Annotated in this window: 26 protein-coding genes; 11 read left to right on the top strand and 15 right to left on the bottom strand. The window is 40.7% G+C overall.

The annotated features are described in order from the left end of the window. Positions 1-175: 175 nt before the first annotated feature. Positions 176-1,162 carry an extracellular catalytic domain type 1 short-chain-length polyhydroxyalkanoate depolymerase gene (locus V7L29_RS26865; protein WP_334737358.1) on the bottom strand — a complete coding sequence of 329 codons (987 nt, stop codon included), beginning with the start codon at positions 1,160-1,162 and terminating at the stop codon, positions 176-178. 866 nt (positions 1,163-2,028) lie between these two features. Here V7L29_RS26865 and V7L29_RS26860 point away from each other — a divergent pair. Next, a complete protein-coding gene (locus V7L29_RS26860) occupies positions 2,029-3,798 on the top strand; it encodes a serine/threonine-protein kinase (protein ID WP_334737357.1) in 1,770 nt (589 codons plus the stop codon). 211 nt (positions 3,799-4,009) lie between these two features. Here V7L29_RS26860 and V7L29_RS26855 read toward each other — a convergent pair whose 3' ends face one another. After that, the gene (locus V7L29_RS26855) at positions 4,010-6,139 is read right to left on the bottom strand and encodes a tetratricopeptide repeat protein (protein ID WP_334737356.1); all 2,130 of its coding nucleotides are present in this window, start codon (positions 6,137-6,139) and stop codon (positions 4,010-4,012) included. A 114-nt stretch (positions 6,140-6,253) separates the two neighbouring features. On the opposite strand from V7L29_RS26855, the gene V7L29_RS26850 reads away from it, so the two are divergent. From V7L29_RS26850 to V7L29_RS26840, 3 genes are all read left to right on the top strand, one after another. Further along, a complete protein-coding gene (locus V7L29_RS26850) occupies positions 6,254-6,955 on the top strand; it encodes a rhomboid family intramembrane serine protease (protein ID WP_334737355.1) in 702 nt (233 codons plus the stop codon). A gap of 189 nt (positions 6,956-7,144) precedes the next feature. Next, positions 7,145-9,799 (top strand): PAS domain-containing hybrid sensor histidine kinase/response regulator, encoded by a 2,655-nt coding sequence (locus tag V7L29_RS26845; RefSeq protein ID WP_334693253.1) that lies wholly within the window; start codon positions 7,145-7,147, stop codon positions 9,797-9,799. 99 nt (positions 9,800-9,898) lie between these two features. Next, entirely contained in the window at positions 9,899-10,129 is a 231-nt protein-coding gene (locus V7L29_RS26840; RefSeq protein WP_334693271.1) for an addiction module protein, read from the top strand. A gap of 385 nt (positions 10,130-10,514) precedes the next feature. Here the strand turns inward: V7L29_RS26840 and V7L29_RS26835 are convergent, their stop codons facing one another. Beyond that, positions 10,515-10,688 carry a hypothetical protein gene (locus tag V7L29_RS26835; protein WP_334737354.1) on the bottom strand — a complete coding sequence of 58 codons (174 nt, stop codon included), beginning with the start codon at positions 10,686-10,688 and terminating at the stop codon, positions 10,515-10,517. Positions 10,689-10,857: 169 nt separating this feature from the next. Between V7L29_RS26835 and V7L29_RS26830 the strand changes: the two genes are divergently transcribed. Further along, complete coding sequence (locus V7L29_RS26830; RefSeq protein WP_334693255.1) at positions 10,858-12,192, top strand: GTPase family protein; 1,335 nt, start codon at positions 10,858-10,860, stop codon at positions 12,190-12,192. Between the two features lie 175 nt (positions 12,193-12,367). On the opposite strand, the gene V7L29_RS26825 is transcribed toward V7L29_RS26830, so the two are convergent. The 3 genes from V7L29_RS26825 to V7L29_RS26815 all read right to left on the bottom strand — a co-directional run bounded on the left by V7L29_RS26825 (position 12,368) and on the right by V7L29_RS26815 (position 14,282). Then, a complete protein-coding gene (locus V7L29_RS26825; RefSeq protein ID WP_334693256.1) occupies positions 12,368-12,652 on the bottom strand; it encodes a type II toxin-antitoxin system VapC family toxin in 285 nt (94 codons plus the stop codon). Further along, positions 12,653-12,916 carry a hypothetical protein gene (locus tag V7L29_RS26820; protein WP_334693257.1) on the bottom strand — a complete coding sequence of 88 codons (264 nt, stop codon included), beginning with the start codon at positions 12,914-12,916 and terminating at the stop codon, positions 12,653-12,655. A 133-nt stretch (positions 12,917-13,049) separates the two neighbouring features. Beyond that, complete coding sequence (locus tag V7L29_RS26815; RefSeq protein ID WP_334737353.1) at positions 13,050-14,282, bottom strand: DUF4336 domain-containing protein; 1,233 nt, start codon at positions 14,280-14,282, stop codon at positions 13,050-13,052. 151 nt (positions 14,283-14,433) lie between these two features. On the opposite strand from V7L29_RS26815, the gene V7L29_RS26810 reads away from it, so the two are divergent. The 3 genes from V7L29_RS26810 to V7L29_RS26800 all read left to right on the top strand — a co-directional run bounded on the left by V7L29_RS26810 (position 14,434) and on the right by V7L29_RS26800 (position 16,505). Then, the gene (locus V7L29_RS26810) at positions 14,434-15,054 is read left to right on the top strand and encodes a hypothetical protein (protein WP_334737352.1); all 621 of its coding nucleotides are present in this window, start codon (positions 14,434-14,436) and stop codon (positions 15,052-15,054) included. Positions 15,055-15,143: 89 nt separating this feature from the next. After that, positions 15,144-16,109: an acetamidase/formamidase family protein gene (locus V7L29_RS26805; protein WP_334737351.1), complete on the top strand. Its 966-nt coding sequence runs from the start codon at positions 15,144-15,146 to the stop codon at positions 16,107-16,109. Between the two features lie 24 nt (positions 16,110-16,133). Next, complete coding sequence (locus V7L29_RS26800; RefSeq protein ID WP_334737350.1) at positions 16,134-16,505, top strand: TSUP family transporter; 372 nt, start codon at positions 16,134-16,136, stop codon at positions 16,503-16,505. Positions 16,506-16,510: 5 nt separating this feature from the next. Here the strand turns inward: V7L29_RS26800 and V7L29_RS26795 are convergent, their stop codons facing one another. Next, positions 16,511-17,095: an NADPH-dependent FMN reductase gene (locus V7L29_RS26795; protein WP_334693261.1), complete on the bottom strand. Its 585-nt coding sequence runs from the start codon at positions 17,093-17,095 to the stop codon at positions 16,511-16,513. 178 nt (positions 17,096-17,273) lie between these two features. On the opposite strand from V7L29_RS26795, the gene V7L29_RS26790 reads away from it, so the two are divergent. After that, positions 17,274-17,423, top strand: a complete 150-nt coding sequence (locus V7L29_RS26790; protein ID WP_334737349.1) for a hypothetical protein — start codon at positions 17,274-17,276, stop codon at positions 17,421-17,423. Positions 17,424-17,577: 154 nt separating this feature from the next. Here V7L29_RS26790 and V7L29_RS26785 read toward each other — a convergent pair whose 3' ends face one another. Continuing rightward, on the bottom strand, positions 17,578-18,237 hold the full coding sequence (locus tag V7L29_RS26785) for a hypothetical protein (protein WP_334693263.1): 660 nt from the start codon (positions 18,235-18,237) through the stop codon (positions 17,578-17,580). 538 nt (positions 18,238-18,775) lie between these two features. On the opposite strand from V7L29_RS26785, the gene V7L29_RS26780 reads away from it, so the two are divergent. After that, on the top strand, positions 18,776-19,264 hold the full coding sequence (locus V7L29_RS26780; protein ID WP_334693264.1) for an NUDIX domain-containing protein: 489 nt from the start codon (positions 18,776-18,778) through the stop codon (positions 19,262-19,264). On the opposite strand, the gene V7L29_RS26775 is transcribed toward V7L29_RS26780, so the two are convergent. The 3 genes from V7L29_RS26775 to V7L29_RS26765 all read right to left on the bottom strand — a co-directional run bounded on the left by V7L29_RS26775 (position 19,261) and on the right by V7L29_RS26765 (position 22,184). Beyond that, on the bottom strand, positions 19,261-19,995 hold the full coding sequence (locus V7L29_RS26775; RefSeq protein ID WP_334737348.1) for an amino acid ABC transporter ATP-binding protein: 735 nt from the start codon (positions 19,993-19,995) through the stop codon (positions 19,261-19,263). The two genes, V7L29_RS26780 and V7L29_RS26775, sit on opposite strands and share 4 nt — an antisense overlap. After that, positions 19,988-21,475 (bottom strand): ABC transporter permease subunit, encoded by a 1,488-nt coding sequence (locus V7L29_RS26770; RefSeq protein WP_334693266.1) that lies wholly within the window; start codon positions 21,473-21,475, stop codon positions 19,988-19,990. Before V7L29_RS26770 ends, V7L29_RS26775 begins: the two co-directional genes overlap by 8 nt. Before the next feature lie 118 nt (positions 21,476-21,593). After that, on the bottom strand, positions 21,594-22,184 hold the full coding sequence (locus V7L29_RS26765; RefSeq protein WP_334737347.1) for a TetR/AcrR family transcriptional regulator: 591 nt from the start codon (positions 22,182-22,184) through the stop codon (positions 21,594-21,596). Positions 22,185-22,298: 114 nt separating this feature from the next. Here V7L29_RS26765 and V7L29_RS26760 point away from each other — a divergent pair, with 114 nt between their 5' ends. Further along, a complete protein-coding gene (locus V7L29_RS26760) occupies positions 22,299-22,793 on the top strand; it encodes a hypothetical protein (RefSeq protein WP_334737346.1) in 495 nt (164 codons plus the stop codon). Here the strand turns inward: V7L29_RS26760 and V7L29_RS26755 are convergent. From V7L29_RS26755 to V7L29_RS26740, 4 genes are all read right to left on the bottom strand, one after another. Then, the gene (locus V7L29_RS26755; protein WP_334737345.1) at positions 22,776-23,768 is read right to left on the bottom strand and encodes a 2-dehydropantoate 2-reductase; all 993 of its coding nucleotides are present in this window, start codon (positions 23,766-23,768) and stop codon (positions 22,776-22,778) included. The two genes, V7L29_RS26760 and V7L29_RS26755, sit on opposite strands and share 18 nt — an antisense overlap. Before the next feature lie 63 nt (positions 23,769-23,831). Then, positions 23,832-24,221 (bottom strand): GNAT family N-acetyltransferase, encoded by a 390-nt coding sequence (locus tag V7L29_RS26750; RefSeq protein ID WP_334737365.1) that lies wholly within the window; start codon positions 24,219-24,221, stop codon positions 23,832-23,834. An 18-nt stretch (positions 24,222-24,239) separates the two neighbouring features. Next, entirely contained in the window at positions 24,240-24,467 is a 228-nt protein-coding gene (locus tag V7L29_RS26745) for a hypothetical protein (protein WP_334737344.1), read from the bottom strand. A 23-nt stretch (positions 24,468-24,490) separates the two neighbouring features. Further along, positions 24,491-25,360: an inositol monophosphatase family protein gene (locus V7L29_RS26740; RefSeq protein ID WP_334690211.1), complete on the bottom strand. Its 870-nt coding sequence runs from the start codon at positions 25,358-25,360 to the stop codon at positions 24,491-24,493. Between the last annotated feature and the right edge of the window lie 804 nt (positions 25,361-26,164).

Raw genomic sequence — 26,164 nt, 5'->3', positions numbered from 1 at the left:
GCTTGCCACGCCCTTTTAAATTTTCCTCTCTACCGCTGAAGGCAAACGCTTGAATTCTAGACGATAGGTGATTGCGCGGTGCTGCCGTTAGAAGCGATAACAATAGAGCAAAGTTAAGGTGCGATCGCACCCACCATTTATTTTGGGCTTTATTGAAATTAAGTGTTCTTATTGATCAGATGTCTTTGCCCTGAACTGGGGGTAGAGTATGACGCTCAAAGAAATTCCAAATTGTCTGAGTTGAGTCAAAACCCAGGTTGTTATTGAACTTGTTAATATTTTCATCACTAGAAGTACCACCGTACCAAAGATGTCCTCCATTGACTACAGCCACTTGTAAAACCTCGGAACCAGCGTTACAACCTGAGTAGGAATAGGTTTTAACTTTATCGTTACTACTTCCATTGTTAGGGGCAAATGCTACATCTTTTGCAGTATACGTAGGACATTGGTTGTGAACGCGCCAAAAATTTACTACTTTCGGAATCGAAATGAGCGCTCCTTTTTGAGTTTTTTTGTCGCCCTGATAATGTACAGATTGGTCGTTTGTGCCGTTAATCATCAATATTGATACAGGAAGAAGCGGTTGGCATGTTTGTTCAAGTCGCATTGGCAGAGAACCAGCAACAGAAGCAAAAGCTGCTATTTGATCAGATAGTTGACAAGTCAAAGCCTGAGTTAATATTCCACCTCTAGAAAAACCAGTAGCGTAGATTCTTTGCTTATCGATATTTCTAACTTGCTTTAAGTGATTAATTAAATTTTTCACAAAAGAGATATCATCAATATTCCTTTTGCCCTTCTTTCTCAAACTCCATTTATGGTCAATCCCATCAGGATAAACTACAATAAACCCTTTTTGCTCTGCTAATTCATTAAATCGAGACACATTACTAATTGAGCGACCGCTACCATCGTCCCCATGAAATACTAAAACTAATGGCATAGGACGACTAGGAGAGTAAGACTTGGGTGTATAAATATAGTAAGTACGCACAGCACCTTGCTCAGTTAATTCACCATTACTAGCACCAAAAACCACTTGCGACTGCGGTTCAGTTATTTGCTGTGCTTGAATTGATTCGCAAGCTGTTATTAAACTAATTAAAGTAAAACAAGTAAATACTCGCTTCAATAACTGATAACTTAGATGAATATTCACGGTAAATAAAATTTAGTAAAGGTATAAGTATCTTGTCTTTCATGCTGCTATTAATAACAAAGTACATCTTTTCACTTACTGTTTAACTCATACAAATGGCTGAATAATCACCCAATTACAACTATTAAAACTCTAACTACAGATATAATCTATAGCAATCAGAATTGAATCGGAAGAAAATACGGAGATTAAAAGTACGTATTTATAAGCTTTTCAGCCTTTTGCTCTCTCATAAATGATTTCTAATTATTATAGTACTTATGTACTGACTGGCAAAAATAAAACTACCATCACCAAATCAGCCCTCATGTTTGTGGTATAAGTTTTTTTAATTTTGCTTGTTCGCATGATTGCGTTTAAGAGAATCCACAAGACTTGCTCTTTGCTTCGCGATCGCCACCACTTCTCCACGAGACGCTGCGCGGTAAGCGAACGCGAGTGCGTATCCGTCCCTTGCGCGTCTTTGGCAGGAGAAGGACTTTGTTATGCTGTTGGCTTTACGCGAACGCTAACACAACTTTGGCGCTAGCTTGGTGGCTTCATCTTTGGTGGTAGGAGTATCACTTCTTTAGCAAATTCATCGGCTACCCCTAATACTGCTTTGTGTTGCGGTAGTTGAGTTTAAAAATAGTTGTGCGTCCTTGTGCCTGAATGCCTACGCTCTGAAAGCTAAATTTATTATTGCGTTTTTCTCCGTAAAGGTTTTGGGCATCGTCATAGAGGATAAGCAAAGAATTGGTTTGGTGGTTTACGGGGCGATCGCATCATCAGGTATAAAAATTCTGGTTATTTATTTCTAAAGCATTCCGGATACAGAAGAAAATGTCAGAAAAACTAAATAAAAGGACTTACTGAGTAACCAGGTCATGACCTACCACATAATCGGTAAATTACTACAAGGGCGTTACCAAATTGTCCAAAGCCTGGGTGCAGGGGTGTTTGGACAAACATATATTGCTGTAGACGTAGATTATCCGGAGAATCCCAAATGCGTTGTTAAGCAGATCAAGGTTAGCAGTTCCGAATCCAGCTACTTGGATATGTTGAGGTTACTGTTTCTGACTGAAACTCAAACCCTCAAGCTTCTAGGAAGCCATCACCAAATTCCCGAATTCATCGCCTGCTTTGAAGAAGATAAGCAATTTTACTTAGTACAAGAGTGTATTGAAGGACATGCGCTGACTGCGGAATTACCCATTGATCAACAGTGGGGGTGTCTGTGGAGTGAAAGCGAAGTTGTAGAATTTCTCATAGATGTCTTAGGTATTCTAGAATTTGTTCACTCTCAAGGCGTTATCCATTGCGATATTAAACCGGAAAACTTGATCAGACGTCATAGCGATCGCAAGTTAGTTCTGATTGACTTTGGCTCAATCCAGTCTATCGATTTTGGCATAGGTGCGGAATTGCCCATTTTTAGAATTCCTGCGACTTCATTAGGGTACATACCGCCAGAGCAATTTATTGAACAAACACAGCCTAACAGTGATATTTATGCTTTGGGTATGATTGCCATTCAGGCTTTAACTGGATTAGAGCCACTACAATTAAAGGCTGATCCTTATACTAATGAAATTATTTGGCGTTCTCAAAACACACCAGTTAACGATTATCTAGCTGCTGTTCTCAGCCAAATGATCCGCTACGATTACCAAAAGCGCTTCCAGTCTGCCGGTGAGGTACTGCGGGTACTCAAACAAATAATCTGGGAAACTGAGCCATCACAAATATTAGAAGCAGATTCTCAATTTCCTCTAGAAGGGGCGATTAAAGATGATAATTCTCAAAATTCTACATCTGGAAAATTATCCCCCTTATTAACAGGAATGAAAGTAGGGCTGGCTGCTAATTCTTTGTTGATGGGATTTAGTGTATATTCTTTAATTAATGCTGCGCCTGCATACTCAGAAACAGAAACTTTATATAAAGCAACAAAAGAATATCAAGCAGGAGATTTACAAGAGGCGATCGCACTCGTTAAATCAATTCCTTCCCACAGCAATGTTTATCCAGAAGCGCAAGCGACAATCGAAGAATGGCAAGAGCAATGGCAAGTAGCTGCACAGCAATACCAAATAGCTCAAACAGCTTTGAATGAAGGCAAATGGTCAAATGTTATTGATGCTGCTGCTAAAGTTCCACATATTTTCTATTGGCAATCTAAAACAGATAAACTAGTTCAGCAAGCATCCGTCAACATTGAAGCACAGACACAAGATTTATTAGCCAAAGCTTACGAAAGTGCCGCTGAAAAAGATTTTTCTACTGCGTTACAATATCTGCGTCAAATTCCTAAAGAAAGTTCTGCTGGTGCTTTAGTTCAAGACAAGTTAGCTGAGTACAATCGAAAGCGGCAGATTAGAGCAGCCTACTTTTTACAGAACGCTTACAAAAAAGCATCTATTGGCGATTTTGATCGGGCTGTAAAATTTCTCCGAAATATTCCCAACGATACTCTAGTTTATGCTCAAGCTCAAGTTAAATTGAATGAGTATACTCAAAAACAACGCGTGCTGGCTGACAATCAAAAGGTAGCTTCTGCAAAAAGAACAGATTCATTCGTCCCTAAAAACTCAGTCACTAAAATTGAATATCTTCAGGGAGTAAATTACTTACAAGAAGTGAATATTCGGTAGTTATAGCAATTTTCAAATGAATGGACTTGTTACATACAACAATTTTTAGATGCGTGGAATATACATTATTGTAGGGGCACAATATATTGTGCCCTTACGCGTGTGGTATATTTAATTGAAAACCCCTGTAAGTTCGTAGTAAGGACTTTAGTCCTTGATTTGAGCGCTAAAGCGCTCACTACAAACCAAGCATTCTTAACTTGACAGAGTACTAAGGTGTCGTCTGCGGTGGATTAGTGGAATTAGGAACTGGGATAATTGGCACGATTACAGGCTTTGATTTTTCACCTTGCAGTTGAATTTGGGCTTGATTGCGGGCGTCTATTGCTTGTTGGTAATTAGGCTTATATTTTATTGCTTGATCGTAAGAAGCGATCGCACTTTGATAGCGTTTCAAATTTAATAGGGCATTGCCTCTGCTATACCAGCTTTCGTAATGGTCTGGTTTATAACGAACTGCCTTATTATAAGACGTGATCGCATCTTCGTATTTTTGCAAAATGTATTGTGAATTTCCTAAATTATACCATAGTTGATAGTCGTTTGCTTTAATTTTTGCTGCTTTATTATAATATCTTATCGCTTCTTCATAGCGTTGGGTTTGATGTAGCGACCAGCCTAAATTATACCATGCTTGATAGTTGCCGGGATTATATTTAATTACTTGATTAAAAGATTCAATTGCTTCTGGATAACGTTGTAAATTGAGCAGTGTATTACCTCTTGATAACCAAGCTTGATAATAATTGGGCTGGGATTGCACTGCTTTATCATAAGCTGTAAAGGCATCTCGGTAACGTTGCAAATTTACTAAGGCATTTCCCCAATTATACCAAGCTTGCTGGTAATCTGGTTTTAAATCAACGACTTTTTGGTAGGCGGCGATCGCATCTTCATATCGTTTGGAATTTTGTAAGGCTAATCCTTTTTTGTACCAAGCTTCGTAATTATCTGGTTTGAGTTCAATCGCTTTTTCATAAGATTTAATTGCTTGGTCATATTGATTTAAATTACTGAAAGCTTCACCTTTAGCGTTCCAAACTTCTGAATTATCATTATTTAATTGTAAGGCTTTGTCAAAAGAGGCGATCGCCTCTTGATATCGCTGTAAATTTTCTAATACAAAACCCCGTCCAATCCAAGCTTCTAAATAATCTGGCTGAATTTGAATTGCTTTGTCATATGCCGCTAATGCTTCTTTGGATTTTTTTAATTTATCCAGCGTTTTGCCTTGACCATTCCAGCCTTGAGCATAATCTGGTTTAATATTAACTGCTTTTTCATATACTGCTAGCGCATCTTGATAGCGTTGCAAATCAAAAAGGGTATTTCCTTGTTTGGATAATTCTATAGCGTTATTTGAATTAATGTGATTCAAAATAAATATTGATGCTACTCCGCTAACACTAATTAAAAATATTGCTAGTAAAATTTTTCCCAATATACCTTTTTTAGGTTGAGGTTTGTTTATATTTTTTGGTGGAGAAATAGGAGTTAATGCAATTGTCTGAGCGGGTGGTTGTGTTAACTCTTTCAGGGCTTGTAATGCTACCGTTGCCGTAGGATAGCGTTGTCGAAAGTCGTAGCAGACCATTTTATCTAAGAATTGAGCAAATTCTGGCGTTACCGTAGCTTGATTATGCCAGATAATTTCATTAGTATCGGCATCTTTTACTATTTCCTCTGGTAATAATCCCGTGAGAGCTTGAATAGCAATTATTCCCACAGCATAGATATCACTGCTTAATTTTGGCGTACCATGAGCTTGTTCTCCAGGAATATATCCAGGCGTACCTATAGCAACGGTAGCTATAGTTTGACCTTGGGGAGTAATCACTTGAGTAGTAATTTGTTTAACTGCACCAAAATCAATTAAAATTAATTTGCCATCCAGGTGGCGTCTGAGAATATTTCGGGGATTAACATCACGGTGAATTACATTCTGTTGATGAACAAATTCTAAGATTGTCAAAATTTCTTGTAAAAGTGAAATTACTTGCTCTTGACTCCAGGTTTTACCTGGTATTAATTCTTGACTCAGGTCATCACCTTCGATCAATTCCTGTACGAGATAGAATTCGGCATTTTCTTCAAAGTAAGCTAAAAGTTGGGGAATGCGATCGTGAGTTCCTAATTTATATAGAACTTGTGCTTCTGTATTAAATAAACGCCTAGCTGTCTCCAAAGTTACTGGATCACTTGCTTGGAGCTTAAGTTTCTTAACAACACATAGAGGTGAACCGGGTAATTGGGTATCACAAGCCACAAAGGTTTCACCAAAACCCCCACCTCCCAAGTTACTAATAATTTGGTATCTTCCTACAAGTGTGTTTCCCAACATCTCGTTTGCCTACTTAAGTGCGATGCGATCTGATTTCAATCTTGCCACACGTTAAGGACGATAGGGGAGACAGGCAAAGAATGACCAATGACCAATGACTAATGACAAATCCATATGATTCCTATTAGTGATAATATTCGTTGTCGGACTAAACCAATTATTAACTACTGGCTGATTGGCATTAATATTGCCGTATTTTTATATGAACTTCAACTAGAATTTAATGGTGAATTGGGCTATTTTGTCAATAGTTGGGGAGTGATTCCAGCGCAGATTAGTGGGGCAATTACAAATGCACTCTTCTTCAACAACTCTGCTGCTTGGATAATTGTAATTTGGCGAACATTTTCACTATTTTTGGGAATATTTATACATGGCAGCTTTAGTCAGATATTGGGAAATCTGCTATTTTTGTGGGTTTTTGGTAAAACTGTAGAAAATATTCTAGGACATAGACGTTATCTAGGATTTTATCTGGCTGCTGGTGCGATCGCAGGATTAGTCCAAATTCTAGCTGAACCGAGTTTGACAGTACCATTGATTGGGAGCAATAGCGCGATCGCAGCTGTTTTAGGAGCATATGTGATGAAATTTCCTAAAGCTAAAATTGACACAATTTTGTCGCTAATAATCTTGTATATCCCCATCCAACTCCCAGCCTTTTTCTATATATTTTGGTGGTTTGTACAACAATTATTTTATGGAATAGGCAGTTTAAATATTCCTCCCGTTGGCGTAAACCAATCGGGTGTTGTCTTCTGGGGGCAAGTTGTGGGATTATTAATTGGTGCGGTCTTCATGCATCTGAAGAGATGATTGATTTCCCGCTGGATGCAAAGCGTCTTGCCGTCAGATATCGCTCTTAATCTCAGAGTATGTCTTGTAGCTAAAACTCCTATGTGCCTTTTGATGGATTGCATTTTTCAGCTAAAAAATCCATACTCATAAAACTACGGGATGCCTACTCTTCAAATCGGTATTGTTTAGTCGTGAGTTGTGTTAAAGATGACAAAAGTTGATAAAATTAACTTTCAACTCACTGAGGAATTAGCAGTTATGCGGCAGCGTGTAGCTGAGTTAGAGCAATCAAAAATATTTTATCAACAAGAGCAAGCAGCGCTTGAGCAGCAAATAATAGAACTCGAAACCAAACTGGCAATAGCAGCACAAAATCCCCAGATTCAAGTTGTCGAGTCTGACATTGAATCGCATCTTCAACAGGGGACATCTACAGCCTTCAATCTGCCAACAGATGTGGCAGTGACTTTACAGCAACTCCAACAAGAAATTATACAGCGACAGCAGGTAGAAGTTTCCCTGAGGGAGAGTGAAGAACGGCTGAGGCTAGCTCTAGATGCTTCCCAGATGGGCTTGTGGGATTGGAATATTGTAACCAATCAAGTCATCTGGTCTGAAAATCATGAAATGCTTTTTGGTCTGCTTCCAGGGAGTTTTGACGGCACTTATGAGGCGTTTCTGAAGTGCGTTTATCCTGAAGACAGGCAATCTGTAATGCAAGTTATTGCCCAGACGATGGGACAAAAGACTGACTACAACGATGAATATCGCATAGTTCGATTAGACCAAAGTGTACATTGGATTTCTGCCAAGGGAAAATTTATCTATGACGATCAGGGACAAGCGGTGCGAATGATCGGAATTTGTATGGAAACTACTGTGTGCAAGCAGGCAGAAGAAAGTACTCGCGAACTAACAACTCAAGTGCAAAAACAGGCAAATATTTTAAATGCTATCCTCACTGCATCAGTCGATCATATTTATATCTTTAATCGCAGAGGTTGCTATCAGTATGTCAGTCGTGATGGAGCAACTCTACTAGGCTTAAAACCCCAGGATATTATCGGCAAGACTTTGCAAGAAGTAGATTTACCCGCAGACCTTGTAGAGCAAGTAGATAATCAACGACAAGCTGTGATGAAAACTGGGCAGCCGATTAAGGATGAGTGTCAATATATTACCGCCGATGGGTTGCATTATTATGAATACATCCTCACAGCATTACGAAATTCCAACCAAACTATTGAAGGCGTAATTAGTGTTTATCGCGATATTACGGAACACAAACGCGCAGAAAAATCATTACGCGAAAGTGAAGGGCGATTTCGGCGTTTGTTTGAATCTAACCTGATCGGGGTCGCTTTTTGGAACGTGGATGGCTTTATTCTTGATGCCAATGATGTCTTTCTTCAACTAGCTGGCTACACTCGTGCTCAGTTTGCCATTTTAGGTAGAATTAATTGGAGAGAACTTACTCCTGTTGAGTATAAGGATTTAGACGATCGCGCCCTCTTGGAGGTACAAACCACTGGAGTTTCCAGAATTTATGAGAAAGAGTTTGTCCACCCTAACAAGAAGCGAGTACCAATTGTTTTGGGAATGGCCTTGCTGAATGACTCCCAAGAATATGGTGTTGCTTTTGTACTGGACATTACCGATCGCAAATTGGCTGAAAAAGAATGTGATCGCCTACTCGACTGCGAAAGGACAGCACGACAACAAGCAGAAATCGCCAGCAAAATTAAAGATGAATTTCTGGCGGTTCTTTCCCATGAACTGCGAACCCCACTCAACGCCATTCTGGGTTGGTCGAAAATGCTGCGGACTCGCAAGTTTGATGAAAAAACTACTAACCACGCCTTAGAAACCATTGAACGCAACGCCAAGTTACAAACCCAGCTAATTGAAGATTTGTTGGATGTGTCGCGCATCCTCCAAGGAAAATTAAACTTGAATATCTGTCCAGTCAGCTTGGTAATGGTAGTTGAAGCAGCACTAGAAACAGTAAAACTAGCAGCACAAGCCAAGTCAATTCAAATTCAGACCATATTTGATGCTAATTTGGGACAAGTGATGGGCGACCCAAATCGGCTGCAACAAGTCGTGTGGAACTTGCTTTCTAATGCGGTAAAATTTACACCAACAGGCGGACGGGTAGAAATTCGACTCATGGAAGTTGGTAACCAAGCTCAAATTCAGGTCAGCGATACAGGTAAGGGAATTAGCCCAGACTTTTTGCCTTATGTGTTTGATTACTTTCGCCAAGCTGATAGTACAACTACTCGGACATTTGGTGGACTAGGTTTAGGACTAGCGATCGTGCGTAATGTTGTAGAAATGCATGGGGGAAATGTTCAAGCCGAAAGTCTTGGAGAAGGATTGGGTGCAAGCTTTACTGTCGAGTTACCACTTTTGCTCAGAAGCGAACAGTTTCGGGGTGAAGAAAATCAGTCTTCAGATTTTGAGCCTGAGTCGTTGCTGCTTGCAGACACTCAAGTTTTGGTAGTGGACGATGAACCAGATATCCGCGATTTAGTTAGCTTTATTTTGCAAGATTACGGTGTTCAAGTAACCGCCGTATCATCAGCAAAAGAAGCACTACAAGCACTATCTGAGTCGATACCAGATGTCTTAATTAGCGATATTGGAATGCCAAAAACAGACGGTTATATGCTGATGCGTGAAGTGCGATCGCGATCGCCTCAACAAGGAGGAAACGTACCAGCGATCGCTCTGACAGCTTATGCAGGGGAAATGAATCAGCAGCAAGCACTAGCAGCAGGATTTCAAATGCATATTTCTAAACCAGTAGATCCAGATGTATTGGTGAAGGCGATCATCAATTTGATTCAACCAAGCTGATATAGGTAAACGTCTGCGAGGCTTTCCGTAACTTTAGTATTGTGCCATATCTACTGCTTTCCTCCTAGACTCTGGATAGTCCCTATGCTTTCAGGAATTATGGCATCTGTTGAGCAAGTCATGAAAGAAGCCTTAGCTTTGCCCAGTGCCGCGAGAGCATTGTTGGCAGAAAAGTTGGTTGAAAGTCTTGAATTTGATGTAGACGAAACGCTTCAAACACTGTGGACAGATGAAGCTAAGAAGCGTAGAGATGAAGTCAGAAGCGGTGCAGCTCAACCCATTCCTGGAGAGGAAGCCTTAGCTAGGGTAAGACAATTTTTGGAGCAATGAAATACGTCTGTGCTACGTCTCTACACTCATTTTCACTCCTATGTCTAATTAGTGAAGCTTGCTACACAAACTAATTAGCAGGCGATCGCTCCTATTTTACCAAGAACCAAAAAGCGATCGTCGATTTGATTGAGCCAAGCTGATATACAGCGTATTTCAGGTAAATGAAGTACACGGGTAGGGGCACAGCCATGTTCCCTACGATTATCTGTACCTCACTAAGTTGCAATCTGCTGTAGGTAATACCATTTCTTTGTGAGGCTGCGCCTAATTTTCTTTCTTTCTTTCTTTGTGTCCTTTGCGCCCTTCGCGGTTCGTTTCTTATATAGTTTTGGCGCATCTTCATACAGAATTGGTATAAGCGTCCAAGAGGCTTTCCATAACTTTAGTGTTGTATTAACATTGTCAACCGATGCAATCGCATTGTCAGTCGATACAATCGCATTGTCAGTCGATGCAATCGCATTGTCAGTCGATGCAATCGCATTGTCAGTCGATGTAAAAATTTGCCGTTGCTACCTTCTTTTACAGCGACGATTCGTCTAGAAGTGTGAGCCATCGCTACCTCCAGAACGCGCTCGCCCAAGTTTATAACACTACTAACGGTACTGGTTATCCCTTTGAGAATCGCTATAAGATTAGAAAAAGGTCTTCTAGGTCAACAATTTCAATCTTAAACACCATGAAGTGTCCTAAATTAAAGACAGCTATCTACCGTTTGGATGAAAATGACTGAGCAACGTGATGCTGACTTACCATCAACTGATTCTCAGCAATTGAGCGAACCGACCGACAAAACGATTACCAAGTCGGTCGATAATTCCTGGACAAATCAGATTGCTGGTGTTTGGAACAAAGCAACAACACGTCTAACGCAACTTTTACCCGTAGAACAACTGGCACAGACGGTTGTTGAATGGTTTAGTGTGAGCGAAACTCAGGTTGCAGAGATTTTAGAGAAAGTCCGAGCCGAACTGCCAACCACAGAAGCCCTGGTGATTGGTAAACCCCAAGCCGGAAAAAGTTCAATTGTCCGGGGATTGACGGGGGTATCTGCCGAGATTGTCGGTCAGGGATTTCGTCCCCACACGCAACACACCCAGCGCTATGCCTATCCTTCCAATGACCTGCCGTTACTGATTTTTACTGATACGGTGGGACTGGGCGATGTTAAACAAGATACTCAAGCAATTATTCAGGAACTGGTTGGCGATTTACAACAGGAGACTCGTTCTGCCAGAATCCTGCTTCTCACCGTTAAAATCAATGATTTTGCAACTGACACCCTACGACAAATTGCTCAACAGTTGCGCCAGCAGTATCCAAATATTCCCTGTCTGCTAGTAGTTACCTGCTTGCATGAAGTTTATCCTGGCGATATCGTCGATCATCCTGCCTATCCGCCAGACTATCAGGAAGTCAACCGAGCATTTGCCGCAATGCAACAAGCCTTTGCAAAAATAACTGACCGCTCTGTACTAATTGACTTTACTTTAGAAGAAGATGGCTACACTCCGGTATTTTACGGCTTAGAAGCACTGCGAGATTCCTTAGCAGAACTACTCCCAGAAGCCGAAGCCCAGGCGATTTATCAGCTATTGGATCAAGAAGAAACTGGTAAGCAACTTGGCAACCTTTACCGGGATGCTGCCCGCCGTTATATTTTGCCATTTGCGATTATGTCTGCTACCCTCGCCGCTGTACCTCTGCCATTTGCCACAATGCCCGTACTAACTGCCTTGCAAGGATCAATGGTGGGTCTGTTGGGTAAATTATATGGGCAGACACTTACGCCATCTCAGGCGGGAGGCGTTGTGAGTGCGATCGCAGGTGGTTTTTTAGCACAGGCAATTGCCCGGGAGTTAATTAAATTTATACCAGGTTTTGGTAGTGCGATCGCAGCCTCTTGGGCAGCCGCCTATACCTGGGCATTAGGGGAAGCAGCCTGCGTTTATTTTGGTGATTTAATCGGAGGTAAAAAACCCGATCCCCAAAAAATTCAATTGGTGATGCAAGAAGCGTTTCAGGCGGCGCAAGAACGGTTTAAGGGAATCAAACGTTAGGGGTAGTTGTTGGGGTTTTCAACAATTAGACCTTCACTTGCTGCGGCTGCATTCAATTCGGAATCAGCAGATACAAATGTCACCAGAGGTAAACTGTTAGCTATGCAGAGGGCATTTACCGCACGACCAGACCCTAGCTGAACTGCATCGTAGCCTCGTAACCCGTATGCTTCAGCTATACCATTGCAGAGTTGATGATGCTCTGTGTGATTTCGACAATTTGGTATTCAGACAGTAAATCACTTTTGAATTGATTACATACTGCGATCGCATCCGTAGCAATCATACTTCCACCACGCGATCGCCGTGTAATTGCAGCGACAATTTCAACATTAGTAATGGCAGCAATCAGTACATCATTTTTCCGTAGCGGGTCAAATAAACTCAAAACCCATGCTGAACCTATCTCATTGACGTAGCGTTTGACCAGCGCACTGCTATCTAAATAATAAGCTGCCATCTAGCAGCGTTCCTCAATGATTGTTTCAGAAACAGGTTTACCCTGTACCTGAATAAGTCGCTGTTCAATTTGCTGATTGTAAGCTGGTTGCTTGAGTTGTTTTACTAACCCAGAAGTTAACAGTGCTTTGTGAAATGTTGTCCGTTGAGCAACTTGTTCTTGCTCAACAAGATATCTCTGGATAGCCTGATTCAGCTGCTGTAGCTCCTCTGGCTCTAGGATTTCAAGCTGATTGAGGATTTGGTTAAGGATTGCCTGTGGCATAGGCTTCTACTGTTTACCTGGGCTAGTTTGTCTATTATTCTAGGGTGGATATAGCCCTACTTAATTATTTGTGAACAACTCGTAGGGGCGCACAGCTAGCTTGCATCCAAAGAAGAACGCTATATTGTTTCTCCTACACTTTCTCCTTTGCTGCTGGCACAATGCCAAACTTATTTAAACCTGCATCGATTTTTCTAAGTACTTTAAAATCCTCCTCTGGTAAAGGATAGCTGCTACTGCTGAATAAACCTGCACTGACAGCAGACTGTTTTTCCAAAAAAGAGAAAGCTTGGCGAAACTGATGCGGCTCGGCTTTAATCGGTGAATCAAAGTGGCAGGGAATAATCCACTCAAAGTCCCAACTTGCAACTTTATCAGCCCAATCGATGGTTTCTTGGGGTGCGCGGTTGAGAATCAGCTTCTGTAAAATTGGGGCAACAAATAAACGCCCATCACCTCGCAGGGCATCAAATGATCGCTGCCAATCTGACTGCCATTTAAAGGGATACAATCCAAAATAAGCTTTCTTTGAGCGTTCTGGTGCTTTCAAGGCATCTTGCAATACCTGACTCCATTGGCGTATATCTAGTGCGCTTGGTTGAAAGTACAAAGCAAACAACGAGATGCGTTGCCAACCCTTACGGCGATTTACCTGAATGTCTGCAACAATATCAGAAGCATGATCCTTGGCATGAAATAGCAAGGGATATGGATCTAATAAAACGATCGCAGGTGGCTCTTCTGGGATCGAAAGCACAGAATCTGTTACTAAAAGAGTATGCGATCGCTTGTGGAAAAAAGCAACTTCTGCAAACCGACCAGGCCCAAGCTCGATGGGGCCCAACATTGCATAATCAAACTCATCAGCAAAGGGTGTTTTGCTACTATCTTTTGGGAGTATTTGAGTGCGTTTTGGGGGTAAGCCAAGCCAGCTAAGGGGGAGATTTAGCGGGAAACTCCACTGATGAGGAGCTACAAACACCTGTGCAGTCGGAAAGTATCTAGCGAAGGGGCCGACGAAGACTTTGTGTTCTATAGCAGAGATAGTTGGCAGGATGATGTACTTAACGTTACCGTGTTTTGCCACCAACTCATTCACAAGCCTGATACACTCTGGGGTTGGTGCAACAGGCGCATAGATAAGAAGACCTCCGGCTTCGAGTTTAACCACAGTCATGCGAATCGGCACAACAACGTAGAAAATGCCCTGAATCTGGTCAAAATTCCAGATTGTGTCCTTAACCACTTCTTTGCGGATTGTTTGCCGCCTGCCATAAGGGTAGAGTGGCACAACAGGCCATAGTTTCCATGAAAAATCTTTTGGATGTATCTGTTGTACATTGACTATGCGTTCATCATTAGCCACTCTGCAACCCCCTCCAAATTCCTTGCTCAAATTGTTTTTATTTACTATCCCCAAAGTTGGAGTTTAGCAAATTTTGAGATAATCAGATCAATTCTTAATTCCTAATTGTAATTCGTAATATCTCTGGTGTAGTTCATTCACGATAAAAATCATGAGTAAATATAGAATTTTAAAACCTGAGCAAAGTTACACTTTTAGCCAATACTTTTTGTTACCTAACCCGACAATAGATGTAGTAGCTGAGTTTGAGTACGGTTATGAGCGCACAGAGCTAGAATTACCAAGATACTTTGCTAATATTAGCTATTTAGAATTTTTACAAAGTTACTTGCAGCGCAATATAAAGCTTTTTAACCCGACGGCTGAGATATCAATCAGAGAATTTATGATTGCTCCTATCCTTGCTGAAATCTGCGATCAAACAAAAGCTCAACTATATAGTGAGTATCCACTTAATGTGGATGAAAAGCTCAAAGGTACTTTGGATTATTACTTACATAAATCTAACTCCCTATTGGTGATTGAAGCAAAACAATCAGATATCAGAAGGGGGTTTACACAGCTAGCAGTAGAATTAATAGCTCTGGATCAATCTCTAGATGATCAATCATTAATTTTATTTGGCGCAGTTACTAATGGAGATGACTGGAAATTTGGTACACTCAATAGACAACAGAAGCTAATTACAGAAGATATTAAACTTTATCGTGTTCCTGAAGGTTTAGAAGATTTGGTACGAGTACTAGTAGGCATCCTTTCATCTGAGGCATGACGGAAGTTGAAAACACCTTAAAGACTTATTATTTAAAGGGACGCTCTGACGCAAAGAATTTTTTTGATAAGTGATTAGGCAGATATGATATGACTCATTATATTTTAAAAGCCTCAAAAGAAACCGTGCATCTAGGTGGGTTCTCCCATCTGCTAGAACCAGCACTCAGTATTGATTCTGGCGATACGGTTGATGTAGAAACTTATACTGGTTACTACGTTTATGACAAAGCACCACCTGAGTTTCTCACACCAGAATTTCTCGACATCTGCCAAAATCTTCTACCAGAACGCAAAATTGCTGGGGGGCCGCATTTACTTACAGGGCCAATTTATGTGCGCGATGCCGAACCAGGGGATGTTTTAGAAGTACAATTAGATGCGATCGCACCTCGTTTACCTGTCGGCTTCAATGCCATTCGTACAGGTTGGGGAGCTTTACCACATCAGTTTCGTCAACCTGCTTTGAGATTCATCCCTTTAGATTTAGCAAACAATATCGCTGAATTTCCGGCGGGTGCTAGCATAAAAATTCCCCTCAAACCGTTTTTTGGAATTCTTGGTGTCGCTACTCCAGAAACCTCTCGAACTTCTGTCCCACCAGGTTCTTACGGTGGTAATATTGACAATCGAGAACTGCAAGCTGGTTCTCGCTTGTTTTTGCCAATTTTTGTACCAGGTGCATTATTTTCTATTGGTGATGGACATTCTGCACAGGGAGACGGCGAAGTAAATGTCACCGCCATTGAAACTTCGATGAACGGTAGAATTACCCTCAAACTTCGCAAGGATTTACAACTGACAACACCAATTGCCGAAACTCCAACTCATATCATCACAATGGGCTTTGCTCAAACCTTAGATGAAGCCTTAGAACTGGCTTTAAAAAATATGATTGATTTTCTAGAACGCTTTGCAAATTTGTCGCCAGAAGATGCTTATGTATTGTGTAGTTTAGCTGTGAATTTTCATATAACTCAAGTTGTCAACAGTCCCCAAAAAGGTGTGCATGGAATGCTCCCAAAATCAATCTTTTCCAAAAATATTAATTTATAATTTGCAATCTAGCGACCATTTTTTATGTCTAATATCTTTATCCAACTGTTGTTAATCGGTTTAGTTTCTGGCGTTGCTGGCGGGATGTTTGGTATCGGTGGCGGCGCAATTATGATTCCGGCAATGGTGTTAGTAATTGGTTTGGATCAGAAGTTAGCTACAGGAACTTCTGTGGCTGCTCAAATTTTGCCAATCGGCATTTTAGCAGCCTTAGTCTACCACCGCAACGGTAATCTTAATATCAAATATGCCCTGATTATTGCAGTTGGTTTAATCGTGGGTAACTTGTTCGGGGCATTGTTTGCAAATCAGCCGTTTATTAGCACCGAGTTAATGAAAAAGCTGTATGGCATCTTTGTGTTAATGATAGGTATTCGTTATTTACTGTCAAATTAAAGAGTTTAATTAAGCTTCAGCAATATCTTTGTTAAGCCATCGCCTAGCTTTTCAATAGATTGCTGCTGTTTAGGATCTTTTAACGTGCCATCGCCATTAAAGGCTTCGTAAGCTTTGGGTACGGCTACCTGGTCGGGAAGTACCAAAACTTTGATGTTTCCCAAGATAGACCGCAGGTGAACCAATCCCCGCAGACCACCAAGAGCGCCTGGGGAAGCGCTCATAATGCTAGCAACTTTACCTACAAAAGCAGTCAAAGCCAAAGGTGCTTCATTTGGATATGGACGAGATGCCCAGTCAATGGCGTTCTTCAAAACTGCTGTGAGTGAACTGTTATATTCAGGCGAAGCAATCAGCAATCCTTGATGAGAAATCATCAAGTCCTTAAAAGTGCGGGCGTTGGCAGGTAATCCTTCTTCAGCTTCCAAATCTTCATCATACAGAGGTAAGGGCAAATCACGGAGGTCTATATAAGTCACTTCTGCGCCTGCTGCCTTCGCGCCAGCCGCCGCGATTTTTACCAATTTTTTGTTGTAAGAATAAATCCGGGTACTGCCAGCAAAGGCGAGAATTTTGGGTGTAGATGCCATAGTTCTAGGTTGAATGGGAAGGATTGGTTAGTTCAGCTGCATTATCCTGTTTTCAGGCGATCGCTATTTGCTACCTTTAGATTTTCTTTACAAACTTTCTCTAAGTTAAATTTGGATTTAATTACAAAATTACATCATTATACTAATAATAGTAAAGACTGAAAACCTGCTTTTAGAGTTGAAATATGAACGCTCCAAGATAGAAGTCGTCTTAAGTGAAGATGAAACTCTGACACTGCGGGGTTTATTCTTTCATGCTGGCAATGCTGTGGAAGTGATTATTCTGGAAACTAATACTCCACAGCACCAAGCAGCACCGAAATCCTAATTAGATACAAATACCTTATCTTTTGCACAACACATAGCCATACTGTTATGACGACCCCACAGAACCCGTCGCCTTAGAAGACTGGGAGGTTTTGCAATGATTGTACTTGAGACTCATATTTGGGTTTGATGGGTTCAGAACGATTCACAACTGATTAGACAACAGCAACATTGGTTGGGGGACAGTTTGATGCAGTCCTGTTATTCAGCTTCCGTTTAAAAGCAAAACCAAAACCAAAAGCAGCAAATGCCAGTGAACTGATTACTGAAGAAGGTTCCGGGACGGGTGTTGCCTTGATACCAGTTGTGTCACCTAAGAAAGTAGATTTATTAGTAATTTTATCAAACAAAAATAGGTTATAACTAGTGCTACCAAATGCAACAGGGTTTCCGCTGGGATCAACGCCATTGGAGATGAAGTAGTAGGGGTTCTGACTAGGTGTCTCAGTGCTGACATCTAATGTTGGAAGATTAGCCGTTAGAGAGTTATCGTAATCCAAACGGAAAAACTTATCATTTGAAATTCCGTTTATAACTGAACTACCACTTTGAAGAAGTGTATTGGTGGAGTCGAAAATAGATAGCGATTGAGATTCCAAAAATTGAGTTGGAAATGGACTAGACCCTGGACTAATTTCTGAAAAAGAAGCCGGAGCATTAGTTTTAGTTGTAAACGAACCTTTGGCTGAATATCCATTAGTAAAATTTGCGCTAAATGTAAAATCAGCAGCCTGAGCGGATGAGACTGCAAACACAAAAGGAATGGATGAACAAGTCATCATCCCAAGCAATACAGGGGCTATTTGAAGTTTCATGAATAAACCTTGAATTATTGAATGAATAAACGCGATTTCGCAAAAAATCTCCAGAATGCCTATTCTTTGGTTAAATCCAAGAGTCAGAATCTAGGGCTTCTGATCTCTAAATTTATCGTAGTATCGGTTATAAACCTTAACGAAGTTGATTAGCAATCCTTAGATAAGTAGTGATCCAAGCTTGATCTGAACCATTGAAAAGTTAAAGTAACAGAACAAATATGAAAGAGCTGTAGGATCAACACAAATATATTCTTTTACCCTTCCTATTGGCTTGACAAGAAACACTCTAAAATATCTACCATAATCAAATAGCTATTTTATATGAAGTTTTCATAGAAAATTCATTAAAATATTAATAAATATTTACTAAATCTTTATTTATTTTGTAATAACACAAGTCGAAGCGCGATCGCGTCCCGCGCGCCGGAGGCGATCGCAAATATTGCCGACTATCTTTCTTTCATTATTATCCTGATGTGCAAACACTGAAGTAAATTTAGATGCTATTTGCTACTTTTAGATTTTCTCTAAAATTATGGCAAATTGGTCTGACTCTTATCTCGGCAAGTTACGACAAGTTGTCGGCGATCGCCTACTTCTGTTGTTTAGCGTATACGTGATTATCGAGGATAACTTGGGGCGCGTTCTGTTGCAAAAACGAAGTGATTTTAAACTTTGGGGGCTACCTGGTGGTTATCCAGAAGTAGGTGAATCTGCCGAAGAATGTTCAGCACGAGAGGTTTTTGAAGAAACTGGTTTAACGGTTAAGCGTTTTGAAGCTGTGGGTTTTTCTTCCAATCCAGCCTTTGAAACTGTAACTTATCCCAATGGCGATCGCGTCCAAACCTTCAATTTGATTTTGCGAGCTGTTGAATGGGAAGGCAGCTTCGCTTGCTTAGATGGAGAATCGCTAGCACTGGAATTTTTTGATTTGGCAGACTTACCTGCGTTAACGTCAAACGATCGCCCTGTTTTAGAAAAGTTTCAAGAATACCAGAAAAGCGGCAAATTCCTGATGTTCTAAAGCATTTTTTCCAAGAACTGTTTAGCGCGATCGCACTTAGGATTTTGAAAAAACTCACTAGGAGTAGCATCTTCTGCTAAACTTCCCTGGTCGAGGAACATAATCCGATTGGCAACTTCTTTGGCAAAGCCCATTTCATGGGTAACGATCGCCATTGTCATCCCAGATAGCGCCAAAGCTTTCATCACTTCCAGCACATCCTTAACCATTTCTGGATCTAAGGCAGAGGTAGGTTCATCAAACAAAATCATCTCTGGTTCCATTGCTAATGCACGAGCGATCGCTACTCGCTGTTTCTGTCCCCCGGATAGTTTGGATGGGTACACATCAGCTTTTTCCTCTAAACCTACCTTCGCAAGCAATTCTAAGCCATGTTGTTCTGCTTTTTGCTTGTTTATTTTTTTCACCTTTATGGGTGCGTAGGTGACATTTTGCAGCACACTCATGTGAGGAAACAAATTAAAATGTTGAAATACCATCACCAAATGCTGGCGCACCTTAGCGATGTTTGCCTTGGGATTGGTAATTTCTTGCTCGTGAAAGTAGATTCTGCCTCTAGTAGGTTGTTCTAGCAAGTTTATGCATCGCAGAAACGTAGATTTCCCTGAACCAGAAGGGCCTAGTATAGCAACCACTTCTCCCTGATAAAACTCGGTGGAAATATCTTTGAGTACCTCAAGTTTACCAAAGGATTTAGATAAGAATTCCGTGCGAATTATTACATTACTCACTTTGCCGTAATCTCCTTTCTAAAGCGGATGCACCCAAGGTCATACCCATTACTAAAAGATAGTAAATTAACCCTGCAAATAACAATGGTTCAAAATAAATATACTTATTCGCACCAACAATTTGAGCGCTGCGTAATATTTCCACCACTCCAATAGTTGACACCAGCGCGGAATCTTTGAGCAATCCAATAGTTTCATTTACCAATGCTGGGAGAATGTTCTTCAATGCTTGGGGCAAAATCACATCCCACATCATCAACCAATAGGGAACACCCATAGACATCGCCGCTTCACTTTGTCCTTTATCCACCGCCTGAATTCCACCCCTGATGGTTTCCGACATATAAGCGCCAGAATTTAGGGTAAAAGTTAGCACCCCAGCCTCTAATGCGGAAATGTCATAGCCTGTAAGCTGAGGTGTTGCGTAGTAAACTAACGCCAACTGTAATAGTAAAGGCGTACCTCGAAAAACAGAAGTATAAGCGTTAGCAACCCAAGTAAGCGGCTTGATGCCGATAATTTTTAAGAGAGACAGGATTGTTCCCCAGATTAACCCCAAGGTTACAGATAATAGCGTGAATAACAAAGTTAAAGGGATTCCCCGAAGAATAAAGGGAATGTCAGGAAGAATTCTGGTGAAGTCGAGGTTCAATCCGCCTTTGGCAGGAGTTGAGGATGCAGGATTGGCGGTGATATTCTGTGAAAACCACTTGCTGACAAGTTTATTCAATGTGCCATCGTCTTTCATTTGTTGAAGGACTTTGTTAAACGGTTCTACAAAAGAAGAACCTTTGGGAAAAGCGATCGCCGATCCACTTGCTTCCTCTGAAGGAATAATATTAAATTCTAAATCTGGGTTAGCTTGGGCAAATCCTTTAGCGACAGTATCCTCAACAATTGCGGCATCAATTCGCCCAGATTTGATTTCTTGAACTACTTCCGGCACTTTGTTGAGCTGCTTTAGCTGAATACCCGCAACTTTTTTAGTAATTTTCTGGGCATTTTGTTCTTGTATCGTTCCTAGTTGTACCCCAACCTTTTTTCCTGATAAATTTTGGGGCTGCTTTAGGTTGCTACCTTTAGGAGCAACAATCGTATCTTTAGCTTCATAATAAATAATTGAAAAATCAACATTTTTCTGACGTTCTGGAGTCGGAGTCATCCCAGCCATTACAAAATCAGCACGATTTGCTTGGAGTGCAGGAATTAATCCATTAAAATCGGATTCCATTATTTGAAGTTTAAACCCTAGCTTTTGAGCAAGGGTTTTGGCTATATCTATATCAAAGCCAACGATTTGGCGATCGCCTCCTTTCGTATCATAAAACTCATAAGGAGGATAATCTGGGGAAGTAATCATCGTCAGTGTGTCTTTGCCTAAAGATGAAGCAGCTTTTAGAGAATTACTATGTCCTGAAATGATGCTGATTCCTACTACTGTTAGAACCAGTATCGTTAATAGCCATACTTTTTTTTTCATGAACTTGATATTTCTTTAGAGATAGCCTCTAATAAAGAAGGGTCATATTAGCAGCTAGCCAAATATTTTAGTCGATCTAGAAGTTTTGTGCAGAAGTTTTTGAATCTGTACTTATTTTTTAAACCACTTTATCTTTTAACAGAAAATCTAAAAGACGGCGAACATAAGCACTCCACGATTCATCACCAGGTGGAAAAACTGATGCATAAAGCATAATACTGCTGATTGTGTCGAAGAATAAATCAGAATCGGCATCGGCTTGAAATTCACCTCGCTCTTTCGCACGTTTTAGCACAATCGCAAAAGCTTCCCGTCGAGGCTGTAGATATTTTGTCCAATACATCTGAGCGAACTGAGGATTGGTTAATGCAGTACTAACAATCATGGCAACGGTCTGTTTTCCTAAAGAGTTGAGTGTAAGTTGTGCAGCACTCTCAATCAGAGAATCGATGTCACCCCAGAAACTACCTGTATTAGGTATCACAACTTCTTTTCTAAGACTTTCAATTGCATCTGCAATCAACTCTTCCTTAGAACTATATCGTCGATAAATCGTGGTTTTGCCTACTCCAGCACGGGCAGCGATCGCATCAACACTCATCTGAGTAAAACCAACCTCTATCAGTAAATCAATTGTCGCTTGGAGAATTGCCTGATGAGACTCAACACTGCGAGGTCTTCCAGGTCGCTTTTTAGCAGGTTCACTCATATAGCAATAATTTTATATTAATTTTTATCTCTAATAGATAAGCCATAAATGTGATTGATATTTGTATTTGGTATTATCGATACCATTAGTATCGATAATATAGTTTACAGACTTATGTCTTTGCGAACTCGACCCCAATATACCAACAAAAATAGTACTCAAACTTTACGTCAAGGGCTGGAGGAATACTATGCAGTCAATTTCGATCTCACTCATCCCAGTACTCAACCAGAGGATTTTGCCAAAATCTTGCTTGCTCATGATGCTAGTCACGTCATTTATGGCTGTGACACAAATATGTATGATGAACTTAAGATTTTGCCTCTGACATTTTGGACAAGTGACTTCAAATTTAGAGATTGGTTGCGTGAGCGCCAAAATCCATCTGTAAGTGTGATGTATGAAGACTTGATCAAACGTCATGGTGTGATTTGGTTGTACAGTTCCATCTTTTTTGAATTAGTGCGATTAATGCCAGAGTTAATTTTAATGTGGCGAAAAACTCGGAATCATAAAATTTTCGTCCCGTTTCTTAACTTTGAACCAATGTTAGACTGTTCACTGTTAGAAATTCGTCAAGAGTTTGACCTTTTACCTTTTATTAAATAGACTTTTTTGTTTAGTCGCCTCCAGCAGCTTAACGCTGGCATAAATAGCATCAATATAAGGTGTAGGAATTTGAGTAAGTTTTCCCAATTCTGCCACCGCGCCAACAATAGCATCTATCTCCGTAGCGCGTCCGGCTTCAATATCTTGTAGCATCGAAGTTTTATGAGCGCCAACATTTTCTGCGCCATTAATTCGTGCCTCCAAAGTGATGCCAAATTTTATGCCTAAGTTTTCTGCGAGCGCTTGAGTCTCACTCATCATTTGTCGCGCTAGTTCGCGGGTGAGAGGATAGCGACAAATATCCTCTAGAGTCGCACCAGTTAAAGCACTGATCGGATTAAATGCCACATTTCCCCACAACTTGATCCAAATTTCCGTGCGAATTTGATTGCGGATTGGTGCTTTAAATCCTGCTTGTTTTAAAGTTTGTGCTAATAATTGGATGCGTTCTGTTTTAGTGCCGTCGATTTCACCAAGAGTAAAGCGATCGCCTTCAATATGTTTAATTACACCCGGTTCAATTATCTCAGTTGCCGGGTAAACCACACAACCGATAGCGCGTTCAGCACCGATACTAGCTTCAATAATCCCATCTGGATCGACAGATTGAATCCGCGTACCTTCATACTCACCGCCATGCTGACGAAAGTACCACCAAGGAACGCCATTTTGGGCTGTCACCACCATTGTGTGAGCATCGTAGAGTGCTGGGAGAAAAGGTGCGATCGCAGATACACTGTGAGCCTTCACAGTTAAAATTACTACATCCTGTGTCCCTGCTGACTGAATATCGCTCGTTGCCATCGGAGTAACAATTTGGCTGGAACCGTCTGCCATAATTAACTTCAGCCCATTTTTTTGAATTGCTTCCAAATGAGAACCACGCGCGATTAGTGTCACCTCTTCACCTGCCAGTGCCAATTTTGCCCCTAAATATCCACCAATCGCACCCGCGCCAACAATACAGATTTTCATTTTGTCAAAAGAATATGAGTCATGGAAGACAGTATCTAATACAACACTGCGTAAATAAACATACTATTCAAAATGGCGCGAAAGCCCGGAATACAATACTTTTGACTTTTGACTTTTGACTTCCGCCTTGCGGTACTGTACTTCGTGGTTGAACTCATCTTGGTTAGACTCAATATTTTGAAAAAATGTCGATCTGACAAATCCCAAATTATGTAGTAAGGCAATAGAACGGTGATTTTTTACATCAACGTCAGCGCGAAAATCAAGATTTTGGTATGTCTCAACTAAATAATTAATCATACACTTCACGGCTTCGAGCGCATAACCTTTTTCCCAGAAATTAGGGAAAAACACATATCCAAGCATTGCACTATTATCTATAGTAATTGTTACTTGAACATATCCAACGTAGCATTTCTCTACAAGAGACCAGACAGCCCAGTTTAACCAAATCTCCGTTCCATCTGGTGATTAACGACGTGCCAAAACCATGTAGCGATCGCGAAGTAATTGAACGCTTTGTGGTGGCACATCTTCAATAAACTTGTATATACTCGCACTCTGTAATCCATAAAAAAGCAGTTCGGCATGATATGGTTCTAGTGGTTCTAAACAGAGTCGTTGAGAGTACATTTTCATTGGCGATCTAGACCGAATACCTTGGACTAACTCATCTTCAACATCAACCTGTAGATGCAACAGTATCCAATATTGATTAACCCTCAAACAGCTAGGCTTTGCATCGCTGACAGCAGGTCTTGATGAACAGATTTTGAGGCAGCTACTATCAATCCAGGCAAGCTATAGTTTTTACAAGTATGCAGTGGTGGTAAAGTCGAACCGTCCAGAGTAGTTACAATCCAACCAGCCTCTTTGGCAATAAAAGCAAGTGCAGCACTATCAATAAATTTGCCCGATTTGATCACTGCTCCACTCAAGTCGCCACTGAGAATACCATTGAGATTGGGAATTTGAATATCACTAGAGTAATCAGTCGCTATATCGATTACTTTATATCGATCTTTTAGTAAATGTGCGATCGCATTCATTCCCCATCCCAACAAAATAGCAGGTTTAGGAGATGTTATATGTAACGGGGCACAGGCTGCTAAGTTCATCTCCAGTGTCCCTTTAAAAGCACCTTCACCTCGGAGGGCATAAAAATAGATGTTTTGGGCAGGAGAAATGGCAATTACTGCTTCAAAGTCATCCAAATTTAGAATACTGAGAATAATTTGGTAATTAGAATGTCCATCCATGTAAAACTTCGTGCCATCAATCGGGTCGAGTGTGACTAAATAATCACCTTCAAAACCAAGTTCGGTAGCCCGAAAATATTTGGTATTATTAGAACTTTCATATTCTTCACCATAAAAGCGAATCTCTGGGAAAGTGCCCAATAGTACTACTTCTAACAGATTTTGAATAGCCACATCTGCATCAGTAAGGGCGGCAGCAAAAAAGTTTTTTCCTTGTTCTTTGGCGGGAAGTGTAGCAATTTTTGGTTGAAGAAAATGGGCATAGGCTGCTGCTACTTTGAGATGCGGGAGTAAAGTCTCCAAAATTAGTCGAGTAGTTGGTGTTGTGGACATTGCAGCAAACTCCTTTTAGAAATAATCTACCCTTGGCAGGGCAATAGAATTCTATATCTAGACAAAATTACGGTATCATTTGGATGCAATGATACCACCGTTGCTATATTATTCTAATCTGTGTTTTTCAAAGACCCTATAGAGACATCGCCATTTTTATTAGACAGTACGCACCCCCAGGGCTATTTCATTCTAAATATAGACACAATATGGTATAGTCCAGTGCAAATACTACCAGAGTGCATTTACCACCGTGTCTGAAATTGAAATTATAAAAGCTTTTACAGGTCTACAAGACCCCCGTCGTCGTGCCGGACAACGACATACTCTTCCATTATGTCTAGCACTGTTTACATTGGCGTAGGCGCAGCCCGCCGCAGGCATTGCCGCAGGCAATAAAGGATTTTTAGCAATTGGAGATTGGATTTTAAGTTATCGTGAGCAGTTGATTGACCTTTTTAAACCCACAAAAAATAGGCTCCCTTCTTACAGTCCGGTACGCAGTACTTTATTATACATAGGTTATTAACAGTATTCCCTATGCCTGGCAAATTTCTTTGACATCAAACCAGTCCCTGGGGAAACTGTAGCGATGGACGGTAAAGTCCTCAAGCGCTAGATATCAAGTTGAAAATGATAATCCTCTGTTCTGATTCTCATCCAGCAATTATGTTGGTCAGCGCCTATTTTGTAGAGCGGGGATTGATTTTGGAACCTTGTGAAGTTGATGCCAAAAGCAACGAAATTAAAGCTTTACCAGAATTGATTGAAAAACTTGCTCTCAAGGGAGTTGTTTTTGCATTT

The sequence above is a fragment of the Nostoc sp. genome (genome assembly GCF_036916575.1).
GTDB lineage: Bacteria > Cyanobacteriota > Cyanobacteriia > Cyanobacteriales > Nostocaceae > Nostoc.
Note: the sequence above shows the minus strand (reverse complement) of the source record. Positions and strands in the feature narration are given on the sequence as shown.

What these genes read in the sequence shown, in the direction of transcription:
- V7L29_RS26860 (WP_334737357.1), top strand. Translation starts at nt 2,029, where the DNA reads ATGACCTACCACATAATCGGTAAATTACTACAAGGGCGTTACCAAATT.
- V7L29_RS26855 (WP_334737356.1), bottom strand. Translation starts at nt 6,139, where the DNA reads ATGTTGGGAAACACACTTGTAGGAAGATACCAAATTATTAGTAACTTG.
- V7L29_RS26850 (WP_334737355.1), top strand. Translation starts at nt 6,254, where the DNA reads ATGATTCCTATTAGTGATAATATTCGTTGTCGGACTAAACCAATTATT.
- V7L29_RS26845 (WP_334693253.1), top strand. Translation starts at nt 7,145, where the DNA reads ATGACAAAAGTTGATAAAATTAACTTTCAACTCACTGAGGAATTAGCA.
- V7L29_RS26840 (WP_334693271.1), top strand. Translation starts at nt 9,899, where the DNA reads ATGGCATCTGTTGAGCAAGTCATGAAAGAAGCCTTAGCTTTGCCCAGT.
- V7L29_RS26835 (WP_334737354.1), bottom strand. Translation starts at nt 10,688, where the DNA reads ATGGCTCACACTTCTAGACGAATCGTCGCTGTAAAAGAAGGTAGCAAC.
- V7L29_RS26830 (WP_334693255.1), top strand. Translation starts at nt 10,858, where the DNA reads ATGACTGAGCAACGTGATGCTGACTTACCATCAACTGATTCTCAGCAA.
- V7L29_RS26825 (WP_334693256.1), bottom strand. Translation starts at nt 12,652, where the DNA reads ATGGCAGCTTATTATTTAGATAGCAGTGCGCTGGTCAAACGCTACGTC.
- V7L29_RS26820 (WP_334693257.1), bottom strand. Translation starts at nt 12,916, where the DNA reads ATGCCACAGGCAATCCTTAACCAAATCCTCAATCAGCTTGAAATCCTA.
- V7L29_RS26810 (WP_334737352.1), top strand. Translation starts at nt 14,434, where the DNA reads ATGAGTAAATATAGAATTTTAAAACCTGAGCAAAGTTACACTTTTAGC.
- V7L29_RS26805 (WP_334737351.1), top strand. Translation starts at nt 15,144, where the DNA reads ATGACTCATTATATTTTAAAAGCCTCAAAAGAAACCGTGCATCTAGGT.
- V7L29_RS26800 (WP_334737350.1), top strand. Translation starts at nt 16,134, where the DNA reads ATGTCTAATATCTTTATCCAACTGTTGTTAATCGGTTTAGTTTCTGGC.
- V7L29_RS26795 (WP_334693261.1), bottom strand. Translation starts at nt 17,095, where the DNA reads ATGGCATCTACACCCAAAATTCTCGCCTTTGCTGGCAGTACCCGGATT.
- V7L29_RS26785 (WP_334693263.1), bottom strand. Translation starts at nt 18,237, where the DNA reads ATGAAACTTCAAATAGCCCCTGTATTGCTTGGGATGATGACTTGTTCA.
- V7L29_RS26780 (WP_334693264.1), top strand. Translation starts at nt 18,776, where the DNA reads ATGGCAAATTGGTCTGACTCTTATCTCGGCAAGTTACGACAAGTTGTC.
- V7L29_RS26770 (WP_334693266.1), bottom strand. Translation starts at nt 21,475, where the DNA reads ATGAAAAAAAAAGTATGGCTATTAACGATACTGGTTCTAACAGTAGTA.
- V7L29_RS26765 (WP_334737347.1), bottom strand. Translation starts at nt 22,184, where the DNA reads ATGAGTGAACCTGCTAAAAAGCGACCTGGAAGACCTCGCAGTGTTGAG.
- V7L29_RS26760 (WP_334737346.1), top strand. Translation starts at nt 22,299, where the DNA reads ATGTCTTTGCGAACTCGACCCCAATATACCAACAAAAATAGTACTCAA.
- V7L29_RS26755 (WP_334737345.1), bottom strand. Translation starts at nt 23,768, where the DNA reads ATGAAAATCTGTATTGTTGGCGCGGGTGCGATTGGTGGATATTTAGGG.
- V7L29_RS26740 (WP_334690211.1), bottom strand. Translation starts at nt 25,360, where the DNA reads ATGTCCACAACACCAACTACTCGACTAATTTTGGAGACTTTACTCCCG.